General features: G+C 52.9%; 15 protein-coding genes and 1 other RNA gene. 6 read left to right on the plus strand and 10 right to left on the minus strand.

The window, feature by feature from the left end:
• Positions 1–6 precede the first annotated feature (6 nt).
• Complete coding sequence (locus EB241_RS04730) at positions 7–243, plus strand: major outer membrane lipoprotein (RefSeq protein WP_013201929.1); 237 nt, start codon at positions 7–9, stop codon at positions 241–243.
• 55 nt (positions 244–298) lie between these two features.
• Here the strand turns inward: EB241_RS04730 and EB241_RS04735 are convergent, their stop codons facing one another.
• Complete coding sequence (locus EB241_RS04735; protein ID WP_124232072.1) at positions 299–541, minus strand: hypothetical protein; 243 nt, start codon at positions 539–541, stop codon at positions 299–301.
• A 173-nt stretch (positions 542–714) separates the two neighbouring features.
• Here EB241_RS04735 and EB241_RS20810 point away from each other — a divergent pair, with 173 nt between their 5' ends.
• Positions 715–879 (plus strand): hypothetical protein, encoded by a 165-nt coding sequence (locus tag EB241_RS20810; RefSeq protein ID WP_158612372.1) that lies wholly within the window; start codon positions 715–717, stop codon positions 877–879.
• Between the two features lie 313 nt (positions 880–1,192).
• On the opposite strand, the gene sufE is transcribed toward EB241_RS20810, so the two are convergent.
• From sufE to sufA, 6 genes are read right to left on the minus strand one after another with little or no spacing between them, the layout of a single operon-like run.
• Positions 1,193–1,615: a cysteine desulfuration protein SufE gene (sufE, locus tag EB241_RS04740; RefSeq protein WP_124232073.1), complete on the minus strand. Its 423-nt coding sequence runs from the start codon at positions 1,613–1,615 to the stop codon at positions 1,193–1,195.
• Positions 1,616–1,637: 22 nt separating this feature from the next.
• Positions 1,638–2,858, minus strand: a complete 1,221-nt coding sequence (gene sufS, locus EB241_RS04745) for a cysteine desulfurase SufS (protein WP_124232074.1) — start codon at positions 2,856–2,858, stop codon at positions 1,638–1,640.
• Positions 2,855–4,138, minus strand: a complete 1,284-nt coding sequence (gene sufD / locus EB241_RS04750; RefSeq protein WP_124232075.1) for a Fe-S cluster assembly protein SufD — start codon at positions 4,136–4,138, stop codon at positions 2,855–2,857. The genes sufS and sufD overlap by 4 nt, the downstream gene beginning before the upstream one ends.
• Positions 4,113–4,859, minus strand: a complete 747-nt coding sequence (gene sufC, locus EB241_RS04755; RefSeq protein WP_124232076.1) for a Fe-S cluster assembly ATPase SufC — start codon at positions 4,857–4,859, stop codon at positions 4,113–4,115. The genes sufD and sufC overlap by 26 nt, the downstream gene beginning before the upstream one ends.
• Before the next feature lie 56 nt (positions 4,860–4,915).
• Positions 4,916–6,409: a Fe-S cluster assembly protein SufB gene (gene sufB, locus EB241_RS04760; protein ID WP_124232077.1), complete on the minus strand. Its 1,494-nt coding sequence runs from the start codon at positions 6,407–6,409 to the stop codon at positions 4,916–4,918.
• Between the two features lie 5 nt (positions 6,410–6,414).
• A complete protein-coding gene (gene sufA, locus EB241_RS04765) occupies positions 6,415–6,789 on the minus strand; it encodes a Fe-S cluster assembly scaffold SufA (protein WP_124232078.1) in 375 nt (124 codons plus the stop codon).
• Between the two features lie 392 nt (positions 6,790–7,181).
• On the opposite strand from sufA, the gene EB241_RS04770 reads away from it, so the two are divergent.
• The gene (locus EB241_RS04770) at positions 7,182–7,586 is read left to right on the plus strand and encodes a hypothetical protein (protein WP_124232079.1); all 405 of its coding nucleotides are present in this window, start codon (positions 7,182–7,184) and stop codon (positions 7,584–7,586) included.
• A gap of 20 nt (positions 7,587–7,606) precedes the next feature.
• Here the strand turns inward: EB241_RS04770 and EB241_RS04775 are convergent, their stop codons facing one another.
• Positions 7,607–8,029, minus strand: coding sequence for a hotdog fold thioesterase (locus EB241_RS04775; protein ID WP_124232080.1), 423 nt, complete (start codon positions 8,027–8,029; stop codon positions 7,607–7,609).
• Positions 8,029–11,088 carry a D-2-hydroxyglutarate dehydrogenase YdiJ gene (ydiJ, locus tag EB241_RS04780; protein ID WP_124232324.1) on the minus strand — a complete coding sequence of 1,020 codons (3,060 nt, stop codon included), beginning with the start codon at positions 11,086–11,088 and terminating at the stop codon, positions 8,029–8,031. Before ydiJ ends, EB241_RS04775 begins: the two co-directional genes overlap by 1 nt.
• 224 nt (positions 11,089–11,312) lie before the next feature.
• On the opposite strand from ydiJ, the gene ydiK reads away from it, so the two are divergent.
• Positions 11,313–12,428 carry an AI-2E family transporter YdiK gene (gene ydiK / locus EB241_RS04785; protein WP_124232081.1) on the plus strand — a complete coding sequence of 372 codons (1,116 nt, stop codon included), beginning with the start codon at positions 11,313–11,315 and terminating at the stop codon, positions 12,426–12,428.
• Positions 12,429–12,661: 233 nt separating this feature from the next.
• Positions 12,662–12,772: antisense sRNA RprA (rprA, locus tag EB241_RS04790), an RNA gene on the plus strand.
• Between the two features lie 68 nt (positions 12,773–12,840).
• Here the strand turns inward: rprA and ppsA are convergent.
• Positions 12,841–15,225: a phosphoenolpyruvate synthase gene (gene ppsA, locus EB241_RS04795; RefSeq protein ID WP_124232082.1), complete on the minus strand. Its 2,385-nt coding sequence runs from the start codon at positions 15,223–15,225 to the stop codon at positions 12,841–12,843.
• 453 nt (positions 15,226–15,678) lie between these two features.
• Here ppsA and ppsR point away from each other — a divergent pair, with 453 nt between their 5' ends.
• A complete protein-coding gene (gene ppsR / locus EB241_RS04800; RefSeq protein ID WP_124232083.1) occupies positions 15,679–16,506 on the plus strand; it encodes a posphoenolpyruvate synthetase regulatory kinase/phosphorylase PpsR in 828 nt (275 codons plus the stop codon).
• The last annotated feature ends 51 nt before the right edge of the window (positions 16,507–16,557 follow it).

Below are 16,557 nucleotides of genomic sequence, written 5' to 3' on the forward strand. Positions count from 1 at the left end.
TTAATAATGAATCGTACTAAACTGGTACTGGGCGCGGTAATTCTGGGTTCAACTCTGCTGGCCGGTTGCTCAAGCAACGCTAAAATCGACCAGCTGTCTACCGACGTTCAGACTCTGAACGCGAAAGTTGACCAGCTGAGCAACGACGTGAACGCAATGCGTTCTGACGTTCAGGCTGCTAAAGATGACGCAGCTCGTGCTAACCAGCGTCTGGACAACCAGGCTCACTCTTACCGCAAGTAAGAGTACCGGTACCGAAAATGGCGCACAATGTGCGCCATTTTTTTCTGCTTCTCCCCTAACCCCTGCTGTACGATACGATTTTACCCTTCAGTCTGAGCACTCCCAACATATTACTCCCGCCGGTTGCAGGGACCTCGCTGATAACCGCTACAAAAAAATTCGCCAGCGTTACGTTTTCCCCACTCCCCGACATAGCCTGGATAACGTTAATCACCGTCTGCTCGCTCCAGGCACGGCTGACAGGCTGTTTCGCGCCAGCGGTTGATCCGCCAGCGAGGATATGCGGAAAATCATTCACACTGTGATAACAGCTAATGCGCTTAATACCAGATCACGCCTGAATCCCGGTTCCCTGCGGTACAGACTGTTGCATAACGGGTCAATCTCATCACACACAGCCACCACTGACCCGCATACCGGCGTCAGTGCCCCCCACAGGATTGCGTCCTTGCCACACGCCAGATGACGCGTGTGACGCCCCGCCTCATTCAGCGGCTGCGTTTTACCCTGGGCCGCCTGCCGCTGGAGGATGTTTGGGATTGTTATCCGGCTGAACCGGGAAACTTCTGGCTGACGCCGGTGGCGTGTTCATCCCGGCAGGACCGTGCCAGTCAGATTTCACCGTCTTCAGGGTAGCGCACCAACATAGCACCGCGACATTCACCACGATCCCTCTTTTTTTGGTGGGAACAATCAGCTCCGGCCTGACTACAGACATTCCCAGCGGCCCCGGCCGGTTTTATGGCGCTAGCCTCTCCAGTGCCCCCCATCGGCAGACCGGGTGCAGGGGGTTTCTACCAATGAAGCCATGACCCTCTGGCGTTGAAGGACAGGTTGTTGCCACATGGCGGGTGAAAATGAGGGCAATGAAAAGGATTAACGCAACGGGAGCGGGTTTCCCGTGCAAGAGCAGGAACACGTCCCACCGGGTGGTGGGAAGTGCAGAGAGTCAGTTGCTGCTAAGGTTCTGTGCTTTATGACGAACAGCGCGGATCATTGCTTCCAGTCCCTGCGAACGTGATGGCGTCAGATGCTGAGTCAGATCAAGTTGATCAAACCACGGGCGAACATCAAATGAGAGGATCTCTGCCGCCGTCATCTGCTTAAACAAAATAAAAACGACCGCGATTAATCCTTTCACTATCGCTGCATCGCTATCCCCCTGAAGCACCACCTGATGATTATCGTCAACGTTCATCAGGATCCATACCTGGCTCTGGCAGCCTGAAATGATGTTTTCCGGGGTGTGGGCTGATTCAGGCAGTTCAGGTAACAATGCCCCCAGTTCAATCACATACAGATACTTCTCTTCCCAGTCGGCGCAACGGCCAAAGTTGCGCACCAGTTTTTCTTTATCTGGCAGGGTTGCCATACTTCCTCCCGTGCCGCCAGGTTTAACCCAGCAGACGATGTATACGTATAAGACCGGCAACAAGACGATCGGCCTCTTCCTCGCTGTTGTACAGAACAAAGGAGGCACGACACATTGCCGGTACGCCGTAATGGTTCATCAACGGCATGGCGCAATGATGGCCGGTGCGAACCGCAATACCATAACGATCCAGAAAACTCCCCACATCGTAAGCATGATGCTGGCCCAGATTGAACGCAATCACCCCGGCACGCTCGCGCGGACCGTAAATGTGCAAATCCGGCACCGCAGAGAGCTTGTCCATGGCATAACGCATCAGTACCTGCTCACGCTGCTGTATGGCATCAAGACTCAGTTCGCTGACCCAGCGCAGAGCCGCGCCCAAGCCAATAATACCGCCGGTATTTGGCGAGCCAGCCTCAAAGCGCCATGGCGCTGCGGCATAGGTGGTACCTTCCGTCAGACTGACCGTGGCAATCATCGAGCCTCCCCCTTCCCACGGAGGCATCTGATCCAGCATGGCTTTACGGCCATACAGGATACCAATCCCGGAGGGGCCATAAATTTTATGTCCTGAGAAAACATAAAAATCACAGCCCAAATCCTGCACGTCAACGGGCGCATGCATTACCGCCTGAGCACCATCAATCAGGGTCGCGATGCCAGCGGCTTTTGCACGGGCCACTAACTCTCTGACCGGGTTGACCGTACCAAGAACGTTAGAAACCTGTGTCACCGCCAGCATACGCGTGCGGTTGTCCATCAGGGACGGCAGTGAAGCGAGATCCAGTTCACCCGCTTCCGTCAGCGGAATAAAGCGCACTTCAGCACCGGTACGCTGTGCAATCATTTGCCACGGAACGATATTGGCATGATGCTCCATTGCGGTGATCAGGATGTTATCACCCGGTTTTAACTGGCTGCCACCCCAGCTGGACGCGACCAGATTAATTGCTTCGGTCGTTCCTTTAACAAACACAATCTCTTCAGACGAGGCTGCGTTAAGGAAAGCCGCCGCCTGTGCGCGAACGTCTTCCATCGCGGTAGTGGCTTCGGCACTCAGGGTGTGAATACCACGGTGAACGGCGGCATAGCCATATTGATAGAAGTGGCTTTCCGCATCAATCACCACCTGTGGTTTCTGGGCACTGGCTGCACTGTCCAGATAGGCCAGTGGCTGTCCATTGACTTCCCGCATCAGAACAGGAAAATCAGCCCTGACGCGTGCCAGGTCAAAACTCATTTAATGCCTCCGGGAAAGCGCTGTGCGATACGCTGCATCACCGCTTCCTTCAGCACGTCATCCGTAATCGCTTCGGTTAATTCTGCGGCAAAAGCATAAATGATCATCCGTTGCGCCGACGTTTCGCTGATGCCACGGGCGCGAAGGTAGAACATCTGTTCGTCGTCGATACGGCCAATCGTCGCTCCATGGCTACACTTCACGTCATCAGCGTAGATTTCCAGCTGAGGCTTGGTGTCCACTTCAGCCAGGCGGCCTAACAACAGATTGTTGTTGGTCATTTGTCCGTCTGTTTTCAGTGCGTGTTTAGCCACTTTGATGTGGCCGTTAAACACGGCACGTGCCTTGTCCCGCACGATGGTTTTATGCATCTGTCGGCTCAGACAGTGACCTTTATTGTGTTCCAGATAAGTGCGGCTGTCACAGATCTCTTTTTCCACCGGCAACATCAGGCTGTTGATCCCAAGCTCACTGCCTTCACCGTTGAGCTGTGCGCTGGTGTTATGGCGGGTCAGCCCACTGCCGAGCAGGAAGCTGTCGCTCTGTACCCGCGCATCACGTCCGATAACCAGATCGTTATGTGAAAAGTGGTAGCTGCTGGTGTGCTCAAAAGCCAGCTTGTAATGGCTCAGGCTGGCATTGTCACCCACGGTGGCGGTGAAGCGTGCACCGGTGAAATGGGCAGACTCGTTGAGGCTGACATAGTGTTCAATCACTGTCGCCCGCGCACCATCATCCAGTTGCAGATGATGGCGATAATGCGAGGTGTGCATCTCTGCCTGGGCGCTGCCGCTGCTGATGTGCAGCATATACAGTGCACGACCGGCAACCTTACCCCGTGGCAGATGAACAGTGACCGCCTCTTCCGCAAGGCTTTCCGTCAGGTGCAGAAAGAGTTCAGGTTGCACTGGCGCGCTCAACTCACGACGTTCCCCCGCCTGGGAAACCTGAATATCGAACAGATCGAAAGTTTTATCGCTCAGTTCGGCACTGAAGCGACCATCGATGAACACCATTTTTACCGCGTCAATATCCAGTGACAGACCGGCAACTTCTTCAGCGCTCAGGCGGTATGATGCTGGCAGAACGAAATGATGCGCCAGCAGGCCTTCCAGCGGCGTATATTTCCAGTTTTCATGCTTACGCGTCGGCAGGCCTAAGCGCAGTACCTGCTGCCAGTGCTGCTGAGCCTGTAATGAGCGATGCTCTCCGTTACTTTCAAACAGATGATGCCACTGTCGCAGGGCGCTTTCATCACGAATGGTCGGTAAGCCAGCCATAGCCTTGCTCCTCCAGTTGTTTCACCAGCGTAAAGTCGCCCGACTTTACGATTTTGCCCTGATATAACACATGAACGAAGTCAGGCTTAATATAATCCAGGATACGCTGATAGTGCGTCACAATGATAAATGCGCGTTTTCCGTCGCGCAGGGTATTCACACCCCCTGCCACAATTTTCAGCGCATCAATATCAAGACCGGAGTCGGTTTCATCAAGAATACAGAGTTCAGGCTCCAGCACTGCCATCTGTAAAATGTCGTTGCGTTTTTTTTCACCGCCGGAGAAGCCAACGTTAACGGAACGGGTCAACAAATCTTCAGGCATCTTCAGCAGGTGGATTTTGTCTTCAATGAAGTCCTGGAAATCAAAACGATCCAGCTCTTCCTGAGAGCGGTATTTACGCACCGCGTTCACTGCCGTTTGCAGGAAGAACTGATTGCTGACGCCAGGAATTTCAACCGGGTACTGAAAAGCCATAAAAATGCCTTCGCCCGCGCGATCTTCGGGAGAAAGTTCCAGCAGATCTTTGCCCTTAAAATCGACCGAACCACCGGTAATTTCATACTCTTCACGGCCCGCTAACGTTGCTGACAGGGTACTTTTACCGGAGCCATTCGGTCCCATAATGGCATGGACTTCGCCCGGCTTAACCTCAAGATTCAGTCCACGCAGGATCGCTTTATCTTCAATACTTACCTGTAAATCTTTAATACTTAACATAGTGTTTCCTGGGCAATACCTGGTAGCATTGCACTGAATGATCATAGGCGTGGCGGTTAACCCACGCTGTGTTCGAGACTGATTGCCAACAGTTTTTGTGCTTCAACCGCAAACTCCAGCGGCAGTTCGGAGAAAACGTCTTTACAGAAACCGTTTACAATCATCGAAATGGCATCGTCTTCGCTGATACCGCGTTGCAGGCAGTAAAACAGTTGATCCTCACCGATACGCGAGGTGGTGGCTTCATGTTCCAGTTGCGCGGTGTTATTGCGCACTTCCACATAAGGGAATGTATGTGCACCACATTCAGCCCCGATCAACATTGAGTCGCACTGCGTAAAATTACGGGCATTGGTGGCCGTCGGCATAATCTTCACCAGGCCACGATAGGTATTCTGACTTTTCCCGGCGGAGATGCCTTTGGAGATGATGGTGGATTTGGTGTTTTTACCAATATGGATCATCTTGGTACCGGTATCAGCCTGCTGATGGCCGCTGGTCAGCGCCACCGAGAAGAATTCACCAATGGAGTTGTCGCCGCGCAGAATAACACTGGGGTACTTCCAGGTGATCGCAGAGCCAGTTTCAGACTGCGTCCAGGACATCTTGCTGTTTTCACCTTCACACAGCGCACGCTTGGTAACGAAATTGAGGATGCCACCTTCAGATTCCCCGCCGGAAAACCAGTTCTGCACGGTAGAATATTTCACTTCGGCATCTTTATGGATAATGACTTCCACCACCGCCGCATGCAGCTGATAGCTGTCGCGCACCGGTGCAGAGCAGCCTTCAATATAGCTGACGTAGCTGCCCTCATCGGCAATCAGAATGGTACGTTCGAACTGACCGGTTTTGGCGGCGTTGATACGGAAATAGGTGGACAGCTCCATCGGACAACGCACGCCTTTCGGGATATAGACAAAGGTGCCATCAGAAGCCACCGCCGAGTTCAGGGCGGCAAAGAAGTTGTCGTTAGCGGGCACCACGGTACCGAGATACTGTTTTACCAGTTCAGGATGGTCATGAATGGCTTCACCGAATGAGCAGAAGATAATCCCCTGCTCCGCCAGCTTACTGCGGTAGGTGGTTGAAACAGAGACAGAATCGAAGATAGCATCAACCGCTATTTCCTGACCTTCACGAACCGGGACTCCCAATTGCTTAAAGGCATTTTCCACTTCTTCAGTCAGATAGTCAGGAGTCTGAGCACCGGAGGTTTGCCTGGCACCGGGTTCGGAAGCACAACTGTCATCGCAGTTTCCACAGGACGGCGCCGAGTAGTAGCTGTAGTCCTGATAATTCAATGACTTGTAGTTGGCTTTTAACCAGTGTGGTTCTTCCATTTCCAGCCAGGCCGCATAGGCTTTCAGACGGAAATCGAGCATCCACTCAGGTTCGTTACGCTTGGCGGAAATCGCACGCACGACGTCTTCGCTGATGCCATGTTCAAACTCTTCGGTCTGCAACTGGGTGAAGAAACCTTCTTTGTACTTCTGCAGGTTTCCTTCCCAGACTTGCACATCGTCTGATGTTTCAGTGTTTCGGGACATAAATTTTACTCAACGCCAAAGCTCTCACCACAGCCACAGGCGTGTTGAGCTTTAGGATTATTAAATTTGAAAATCTGATTCAGACCTTCACGGACGAAATCCACTTCAGTTCCGTCAATGAACGGCATTGCCTGCAAAGGCACATACAGCGACGCGCCCTGGTGAATAAACACCAGATCATCGTCAGCCGGTTGTTTAATTAAATCCATGGTATAACCAAAACCGGCGCAGCCAGAGGTTTTCACTCCCAGCTTAAGTCCCTTAATTTCCGGGTCATTGGCAGCCAGAGAAATAATTTGCCTTGCGGCGCTGTCAGTAAGCGTCAGACCTTTCCAGATAAAGTCATCCGGGGAAAAAGAAGTCGTCGTTGCTGATGGCATAACATTACCTCGCGAGTCGATAGCCCAGTAGGCTAATACCCCTATGTTAGTGATATTGATTGTCTCTTCAACCTCTTGTTTTGCAGGGATTAACGTCTACAGGTGGTTTCAGGACCTTTTTATGCCACTCAGAGCCGCTGAAGAGGGCTACGTTCTGTCTGGTGCAGAAAATTAACTAAATTATAACGCACTGAAAAGCCAGCAGTAAATATCAGGAAGGCTGCACCGATTGGGCATAATACTTATTTTAACTTATCAGGCAGTATCTCGTATCGTTATTACCAATTTATCTGAGAGGAAGCATAAATCGGTAAATTTTCTTTCCGGTGAGATTGAATATCGCCGCAGCTAATATATGATAATGATTATCATTAACGCGTATGGGTCCCCTGATGAATCTGTCCATGAGTGCCTGGCTGCAACATAAGATTGATGAATATAAATTTTCCATCCGTGATATCACCGTAGATTATTATATGGCTCAGGCAAAGCTGAACAGGCCCGACTGCTCACCGGAACAACTGCGCAATTTTAACAGTACCTGTCTGGATATGGCAGAGCTGTGTCAGCTCAATGGTGACGATCAAAGCTATCTGCACGCGCTGGGTAAACTGCATCATCGCCTGATTCAGGAACTGGGTAACCGTGAACGCGACCGTCTTTTCCGCATGCAGGCATGGCAGCTCGCCCGTCATTCACTCACCCGCCTGTGCCACCAACTGGCGTTAAACGGTGAGTGGGACAAAGCCACCGCGCTGCAAAGCGATTTTGTTAAACACGCATCCTGGATCATCTGACCCGGCGCATGACCGCACTCTTACCTTGCGGTCATTATTGCCGTGGTTAAACGTACCGAGCAGCATAATCGCCGCTGTGCATCGAATATGTCGGTGTGCCAGACCTGATGCGTGCGCCCCAGATGCAGGGCGCGACATTCCCCCCATACCAGCCCCTCCCTGACGGCTCTCATGTGGCTGGCACTCACCTCCAGTCCCGCGATGTAGTCATCGCCTGCGGTACAAAGGTATCCCGCCATCGACCCCAGCGTTTCCGCCAGCACCACAGAAGCACCGCCATGAAGCAGACCGAACGGCTGACGGGTGCGGCTGTCCACCGGCATGGTCGCCTGCAGGCTTTCCCCGTTGATGGCGACAAACACAATCCCTAGATGGGATACCAGCGTCCCCTGGCTTTGCTGATTGAGCTGTTGCAGAGAGAGCGAGCGCTGCCAGATAGCCATCAGAGCAGTTCCAGCAAGGCCTGCAGAGGATGCCGCATCCCATTCCCCTCAATGCGTTTCACCTGACTGCGGCAGGAATAGCCGGTAGCGAGACAACGACGACGCGGCAGTTTCTGTAGTGCCTGATGCCATGACAGCTCATAGATGCCAAGAGAATCAGCCAGATTTTTCGCTTCATGGCCATAGGTCCCGGCCATGCCACAGCATCCCACGCTGATATTTTCCAGTTTTGCACCAAACCGGGCAAATATCCCCTGCCACTGACTGGCGGACACAGGCAAAGCCGTCGACTCGGTACAGTGTCCGAACAGATACCAGGCTTCTCCGGTCTGAGGATTATCCGGCGTTTTTATTTCCGGCAGCACCTGCTGCAACCATTCATGTACCAGCTGAACGTGGAAATCCCCTCTCCTGTTGGTAAGGATCTCCCTGTATTCATCGCGATAACAAAGCACCAGCGCCGGATCGACGCCAACCATAGGCAGACCCAGCGCGGCGACACGGTTAAGAAAATCAGCCGTCTTCTGCGCGGTACGGGCGAAACGTTGCAGAAATCCTTTAATATGCTGCGCCTTGCCATTGGGTGAGAAAGGCAGGACCACAGGCTGGTAACCCAGTTTCTCAATCAGTGAGACAAAATCGGCCACCAGCTGTGCTTCGTAGTAGCTGGTAAAGGGGTCCTGGACTACCAGCACATAGCGTGCGCGTTGGCTGCCACTCAGCCTTTCCAGCTGTTCAAGGGTGGTTGTCATCGCTGGTTGTCCGGCCAGGCGCTGGCGAAGGTTAGGCGAAGACAGCAGTGGCAAATCAACCATACCGATGTGCTGTTTACTTAATTTATGCACCAGCGGCTGGCGCATGAAAAAGTTGAAAAACTTAGGCGCTCTGGCCATCAACGGTGCATAACTCTCTACCGAGGCAACCAGGTGATCCCTCGCCGGACGAAGATAGCGTGTGTGATATAGCTGCAGAAAACGTGAGCGGAAACCGGGCACATCGATTTTGATTGGGCATTGCGTTGAGCAGGCCTTACAGGCCAGACAGCCGGACATCGCCTCTTTAACCTCGTGGGAAAAATCATACTCTCCGCGACGGGCATACCAACTGTTACGGGTACGCTCAACCAGGGTTCGCAGGCTGAGTTTTTCCTCCGGCAGGCGCTTTTCCAGCTCCAGCGGGTCAACGCCCTGTTCTGCCAGCAGTCGCAGCCACTCACGGGTCAGCGTGGCGCGCCCTTTCGGGGAATGAATACGGTTACCGCTGATCTTCATTGACGGGCACATCGGACTGCGTACATCAAAATTGAAGCACAATCCATTGCCATTGCACTCCATCGCACCACGCCAGTCGGTTCTGACGTTAACCGGAATCTGGCGGTCCCAGCCGCCGCGTTTGGTTGCGTCGACGCGCATCACTGGCTGTTCAGTGCCAAAGGGGGCACAGATTTTCCCCGAATTGAGGCGATTAGCCGGATCGAAAGCCGCCTTAATCCGGCGTAAATCGTTATACAACTCTTCACCAAAAAAGGACGGGCTGTATTCTGCCCGAAAGCCTTTACCATGTTCACCCCATAACAGCCCACCATAACGTGCGGTAAGGGAGACCACCTCATCAGAGATCTGCTTCATCAGCATCTCCTGCCGGGGATCGCACATGTCCAGCGCCGGACGTACATGCAATACCCCGGCATCCACATGGCCAAACATACCGTAGCTCAGATGGTGGCTGTCCAGCAACGCCCGAAACTCAACGATATAGTCGGCAAGCTGTTCAGGCGGCACGCAGGTATCCTCAACAAAGGGGATTGGCTTGGCGCGTCCTTTGGCATTGCCGAGCAACCCAACGGCTTTTTTACGCATCGCGTAAATACGCTCAATACCCTGCAGATCATCACAAAGCTGATACCCCATCACACCCGATTCATGAGCCGCCATCAGCCCGTCAAGCTGTCCACACAGCGACGCCACCAGCGCGTCAATCTGCACCCTGTCATCACCGGCAAACTCCACAATGTTCAGGCCCTGCATATCGCGCCCCGGCACATCGGCGATCAGCTCACTGACCGAATGCCAGACGATATCTTCCCGCGCGAGATTCAGCACTTTAGAATCCACTGTCTCTACCGACAGCGCCCTGGCTGCCACCAGAAACGGCGCGCTGCGTAGCGCTGAATCAAAGGAGTCGTATTTGATGTTGACCAGACGACGCACTTTAGGAATGGGCGTGATATTCAGCTTCGCTTCAGTAATGAACGCCAGCGTACCCTCGGCACCGCAGAGTAGCCGTGTCAGATCCACCTGTTGCAAATCATCACTAATCACATGCCGCAGATCGTAGCCGGTCAGAAACCGGTTAAGTTTAGGGAACTTATCGACAATAAGTTGGCGGCGGTCACGGCAGCGTTCAAGGACCGTACGGTAGATATCGCCTTCTTTATTCTGCTCTGCGGCCAGTTGTTCAGCCAGCCGTACCGGAACCGGCCGTGTATCAAGGATATCGCCGCCGGGAAGGACCGCACGCAGTCCAAGCACATGGTCAGAGGTTTTGCCATAGACCAGCGATCCCTGTCCTGACGCATCGGTATTGATCATCCCTCCCAGGGTGGCACGGTTACTGGTGGACAATTCCGGCGAGAAAAAGAAGCCATAAGGTTTGAGAAAAGCGTTAAGTTGATCCTTAATCACGCCCGCTTCAACCTTCACCCAGCCCTGTTCAATATTGATATCAATAATACGGTTCATATGGCGCGACATATCGACCACAATACCCTGATTCAACGCCTGTCCGTTGGTGCCGGTGCCGCCACCGCGCGGGGTAAACACCAGGCTGCTAAATCGTGCTTCCGCTCCCAGACGGGCAATCATTGTTACATCGGCGGTGGAGCGGGGAAAGACAACGGCATCGGGAAGCAGCTGATAAATACTGTTGTCGGTTGACATGGTGAGGCGGTCAGCATAACTGGTCGCGGTATCGCCGGTGAAACCTTGCTGATGGAGCGCCTGCAAAAAATCCAGCACCAGCTGAACGAGGCCGGGTGCCTGAGAAATCTGTGGGATCATTATCGGGTGACCAAAATGTTGTGTATAACGATTGCTCTCTGGCAAAAGTTTTATCACATTTTTTTATGACCTGTCGCGATTTCAGAAAATCGGGCCAAAAGAATCGCGTGCCGTTTATATCGAAAATGCGTCTAATAGACAATGCTCAATGAGTCGGGTACTGAATTCCCTCTTCCGGGCATAGCCACCGCTTTATGCTTTTTATCTGAGGTAAAAGTTGATACATGAAAAATGTTCATAATGGATGGGACCTGCTACAGATTGTCTTTTCCTTGCTGTTTATTACGCTATTGATTGTCGCCAGTTTTTGGGTGGTACAACCATTTGTGCTGGGCTTTGCCTGGGCCAGCATGGTGGTCATCGCCACCTGGCCACTGATGATAAAAATTCAGGGATGGCTGTGGGGACGCCGTTCACTGGCGGTGGTAGCCATGACGCTGATCCTGCTGCTGCTGTTTATTATTCCCGTTTCATTACTGGTCAACAGCCTGATTGAAAACAGTGGACCAGTGGTCGCATGGTTGACCTCCAAACATCTGCAACTGCCGGAGCTGGAATGGCTGAGAAGTATTCCACTGGTCGGTAAAAAGTTATCTTCCGGTTATCATAAACTGGTTCAGGGCGGAGGAGGCGCACTGCTTACCAGCGTGCAGCCTTATCTTGGCAGAACCAGCGGTTTTCTGTTTGCCCAGGCTGGCCATTTCGGCCGCTTTATGATGCATCTGGCGCTGATGTTACTGTTCAGCGTTCTGCTTTTCTGGCGAGGCGAACAGGTCGGACAGGGCATTCGTCACTTTGCCTATCGTCTGGCTTCCTGCCGGGGAGATGCCGCCGTGCTGCTGGCCGGACAGGCCATTCGTGCGGTAGCGCTGGGCGTGGTGGTGACAGCCCTGGTACAGGGGGTACTGGGCGGCATTGGCCTGGCAATTTGCGGCATCCCTTACGCTGCGGTGCTGACGGTCGTGATGATTTTTTCCTGTCTGGTACAGCTTGGGCCACTGGTGGTGCTGATCCCGGCGATTATCTGGCTTTACTGGAGCGGAGACACCACCTGGGGCACGGTACTGGTGATATGGAGTTGCGTGGTGGGGACGCTGGATAACGTGCTGCGTCCGATGCTGATCCGCATGGGAGCCGACCTGCCATTGATTCTGATCCTGTCCGGCGTTATCGGTGGCCTGGTCGCTTTCGGCATGATTGGCCTGTTTATCGGCCCGGTGGTGCTTGCCGTGTCTTACCGGCTGATTTTTGTCTGGATACACGAGACGCCCCCTCCTGAAGAAAATCCGCAGGGGGTGGTGGAAGAGCTGGCAGAATTTGAACATCAGCAGCGGCACTAGCAGGCGGGTTTACTGCGGCCAGCGCGTCTGGCCGCCTTACCTTTGTGAGGTTTTTCTGATTTTGTTAAGGGGTTTTTATAAGAAAAACCGTTAAATGCGGTTTTAAGGGCAAAAGTGACGCTTTTATGAACAAATCCCTTCTTCCAACAGCGATATTTGCACCACAAAATATTATCATACCTGAACTAATAAGAGGATTCTTAAAGACTCACCCCTGCTCGCTGCATACTATGAAGCCACTGTTTACAATCGGGTTGTTGATAAACAACGCCCGGTCTCCTGAACAAAGTAAAGAATTGCTGTGTGTAGTCTTTGCCCATCCCATGTGATGGGCTTTTTTTTGCCTGCCAGCTAAGCAGATGACGAAAAGGCCAGCTATGCCGCTGACCTTTTGCTTTACTGAGGATCTGACTTATGAATGGTCCGGCATGTCTGCCAGACTCAGCCAGGTTTGCACAACCGTATCCGGGTTGAGCGAAAGACTGTCAATGCCCTCTGCCATCAACCATGCGGCAAAATCCTGATGATCTGACGGCCCCTGCCCGCAAATGCCAACGTATTTACCCTGTTTTTTCGCTGCCCGGATTGCCATCGACAGCAGGGCTTTAACCGAGTCATTGCGTTCGTCAAACAATTCAGAAACCACGCCAGAATCACGATCGAGTCCCAGCGTCAGCTGAGTCATATCATTTGACCCGATCGAGAAGCCATCAAAGTATTGCAGGAACCGATCCGCCAGTAGCGCATTGGAGGGAATTTCACACATCATAATCAGCTTCAGGCCATTTTCACCACGCTTCAGTCCCTGACGCGCCAGCTCATCCACTACCGCTTCAGCCTGAGCCACCGTGCGGACAAATGGCACCATGACTTCAACGTTGGTCAGCCCCATATCATTTCTGACGCGCTTCACTGCGGCACACTCCAGCGCAAAGCAATCACGGAAGCTGTCGGCCACATAACGCCCGGCACCACGAAAACCCAGCATCGGATTCTCTTCTTCAGGCTCGTAGCGCTCGCCCCCAACCAGGTTGGCATATTCATTGGTTTTGAAATCGGAGAGGCGTACGATCACCCGCTTCGGCGCAAAAGCGGCACCCAGCGTGGCAATCCCTTCGGTCAGTCGTGCGATGTAAAATTCGACAGGATCATCAAAGCCCTTCATCATGGCGCGAATTTCCTGTTGCAGCTCAGGCGTTTGCTGGTCAAACTCCAGCAGGGCTTTTGGGTGAACACCGATCATCCGGTTAATAATAAATTCCAGACGTGCCAGCCCGACCCCCTCATTCGGCAGGCAGGCAAAATCAAATGCCCGGTCGGGATTACCGACGTTCATCATGATTTTCAGTGGCAACGCCGGCATTTCGTCCACCTGCGAGCTTTTCACCTCGAAGTCGAGCAAGTCGTCGTAAACATAACCGGTATCACCTTCAGCACAGGAGACGGTGACCTTGTGTCCTTCCTCGATCCTTGTGGTGGCGTCACCACAACCCACCACCGCCGGGATCCCCAGTTCGCGGGCGATAATTGCCGCATGGCAGGTGCGCCCGCCGCGATTGGTCACGATGGCAGCCGCTTTCTTCATAATCGGCTCCCAGTCGGGATCGGTCATATCGGTGACCAGCACGTCCCCTTTTTCGATGCGGTTCATTTCGCTGATGTCATGAATAACCTTTACCGTTCCGGCACCGATACGATGACCAATAGCACGGCCTTCCACCACTGTCCTGCCCTGCCCCAGTAAGGTGTAACGCTCCATCACCTGGCCATTTGAGCGCACCGTTTCCGGGCGCGCCTGCACAATAAACAGTTTGCCGGTATGACCGTCTTTTGCCCACTCTATGTCCATCGGGCGCTGGTAATGTTGTTCAATCAGCATTGCCTGCGCTGCCAGCGCCTCAACCTCTTTATCGGTAAGGCAGAAACGATCGCGCTGCACTTCCGGCACCTCTTCAGTGGTGACCTGCTCACCGTGCTGTTGCGAACCGGCGTACACCATACGGATTTTTTTCGATCCCATCGTACGGCGAACGATAGCCGGTCGTCCCGCCGACAGCGTAGGCTTGTGCACGTAGAATTCATCAGGGTTTACCGCGCCCTGCACCACCATTTCGCCCAGACCCCACGCCGCGGTGATAAATACCACCTGGTCGAAGCCGGATTCCGTATCAATGGTGAACATCACTCCCGCTGCACCGACATCTGAGCGCACCATACGCTGAATACCGGCAGACAACGCTACGCCACGGTGGTCATAGCCCTGATGCACACGGTAGGAGATGGCACGGTCATTAAACAGCGAGGCAAAAACGTGCTTAACCGCGACCAACACGGCATCGAAGCCCTGAACATTAAGAAAGGTTTCCTGTTGACCGGCAAAGGACGCATCCGGCATGTCTTCTGCGGTGGCAGATGACCGCACGGCAAAAGAGGCGTCAGCATCGTCGGCAGAGAGCTGCTGGTATGCCTCAAGGATGGCCTGTTCGAGCTGCGGCTGAAATGGCGTCTCCACAATCCACTGACGGATCTGTTTACCGGCTTTCGCCAGCTGGTCAAGATCATCAATATTGGTGTTATCTAGCAAGTCATGAATGCGCTGACTGACGCCGCTTTGGTCGAGAAACTGATTAAATGCCGCTGAAGTGGTGGCGAAGCCGTTGGGAACGGAAACGCCCAACGAGGACAGATTAGTGATCATTTCTCCAAGAGAAGCATTTTTGCCGCCCACCCGATCAACATCATTCATACCAAGCTGGTTATACCAGAGCACAAGCGGCAGGTCGCCTTTACTGGACATTGATTCAATCCTTTTAAGTTGTAATGAACAAAATGAGCAAAGATTGATGCTTAATGAGCCTGGCACATCCGGGCTAATGAAAGAAACTGTTGAATCGTTAAGGCAGCGCAAAAATGCCATTTTAAGAAAACTCCGTCTGCGGCGGCATGATAAAAAATTAATCAACATATTGTTTTAAAGATAAAATAACCTGTTCAGCCATTATTCTTTTGCCGGAACAGCGATAATCCAGGCGATGGAGGTTACTGTAATTCAGAGGGGGCTTATCAACAGATTACGAAAAAGTCTCTCCTGTTTCGCGCTTGAGTGAATACATCAGCGCACCAAAAGCAATGGTTCAGCATCTCCAGACATTGATGTAAAACGTCTTCAGTGCTGTCAGACTCACTATTTGCTTTATCAGCGTAACGTCATCTACGCTGCAAAAACACTTTGCCCGGAGAAAACCACGCCGTGAACAGCGAAAGAAGCGTTTTTTATATCTCGGACGGCACCGCGATCACCGCAGAAGTACTTGGACATGCGGTGCTGTCGCAGTTTCCCGTTACCATTAACAGTTTCACCTTGCCCTTTGTGGAAAATGTGCCTCGTGCTCAGGCAGTCAGGGCACAGATCAATGCCCTTTACCAGCAAAGCGGGGTCCGGCCGCTGGTGTTTTTTTCTATTGTCGTGCCAGAGATCCGCGAAATCATTCTGCAAAGCGATGGTTTTTGCCAGGACATTGTGCAGTCGCTGGTGGCTCCTCTACAGCAGGAACTGGGCCTGGAACCGGCCCCGGTAGCCAACCGCACTCACGGACTTACCGCCGGTAATCTGGGAAAATATGACGCACGTATTGCGGCCATCGATTACACACTGGCGCATGACGATGGTATTTCTTTACGGGGACTGGAGGATGCACAGATCATCTTACTGGGCGTATCACGCTGCGGAAAAACGCCCACCAGCCTCTACCTGGCAATGCAGTTTGGCATCCGGGCGGCAAACTATCCCTTTATCGCTGACGATATGGACAACCTCAAACTGCCCCCTGCCCTGAAGCCCTTTCAGCATAAGCTGTTTGGTCTGACTATCGACCCGGAGCGGCTGGCGGCAATCCGCCAGGAGCGGGCGGAAAATACCCGCTACGCCTCATTGCGTCAGTGCCGCCTTGAGGTGGGTGAGGTGGAAGCGCTGTTCCGAACCCATCAGATCCGCTATCTGAACAGCACCAATTATTCGGTGGAAGAGATCGCCACCAAAATTCTCGACATTATGAATCTGAGCCGCCGAATGTACTGACCTGTTGCCCGGCGGCACGGCTTGCAGGCTGAGTGCGAGAGGATAATAACG

Origin of the sequence: Erwinia psidii (genome assembly GCF_003846135.1) — a bacterium.
In the GTDB taxonomy this organism is placed as follows: domain Bacteria; phylum Pseudomonadota; class Gammaproteobacteria; order Enterobacterales; family Enterobacteriaceae; genus Erwinia; species Erwinia psidii.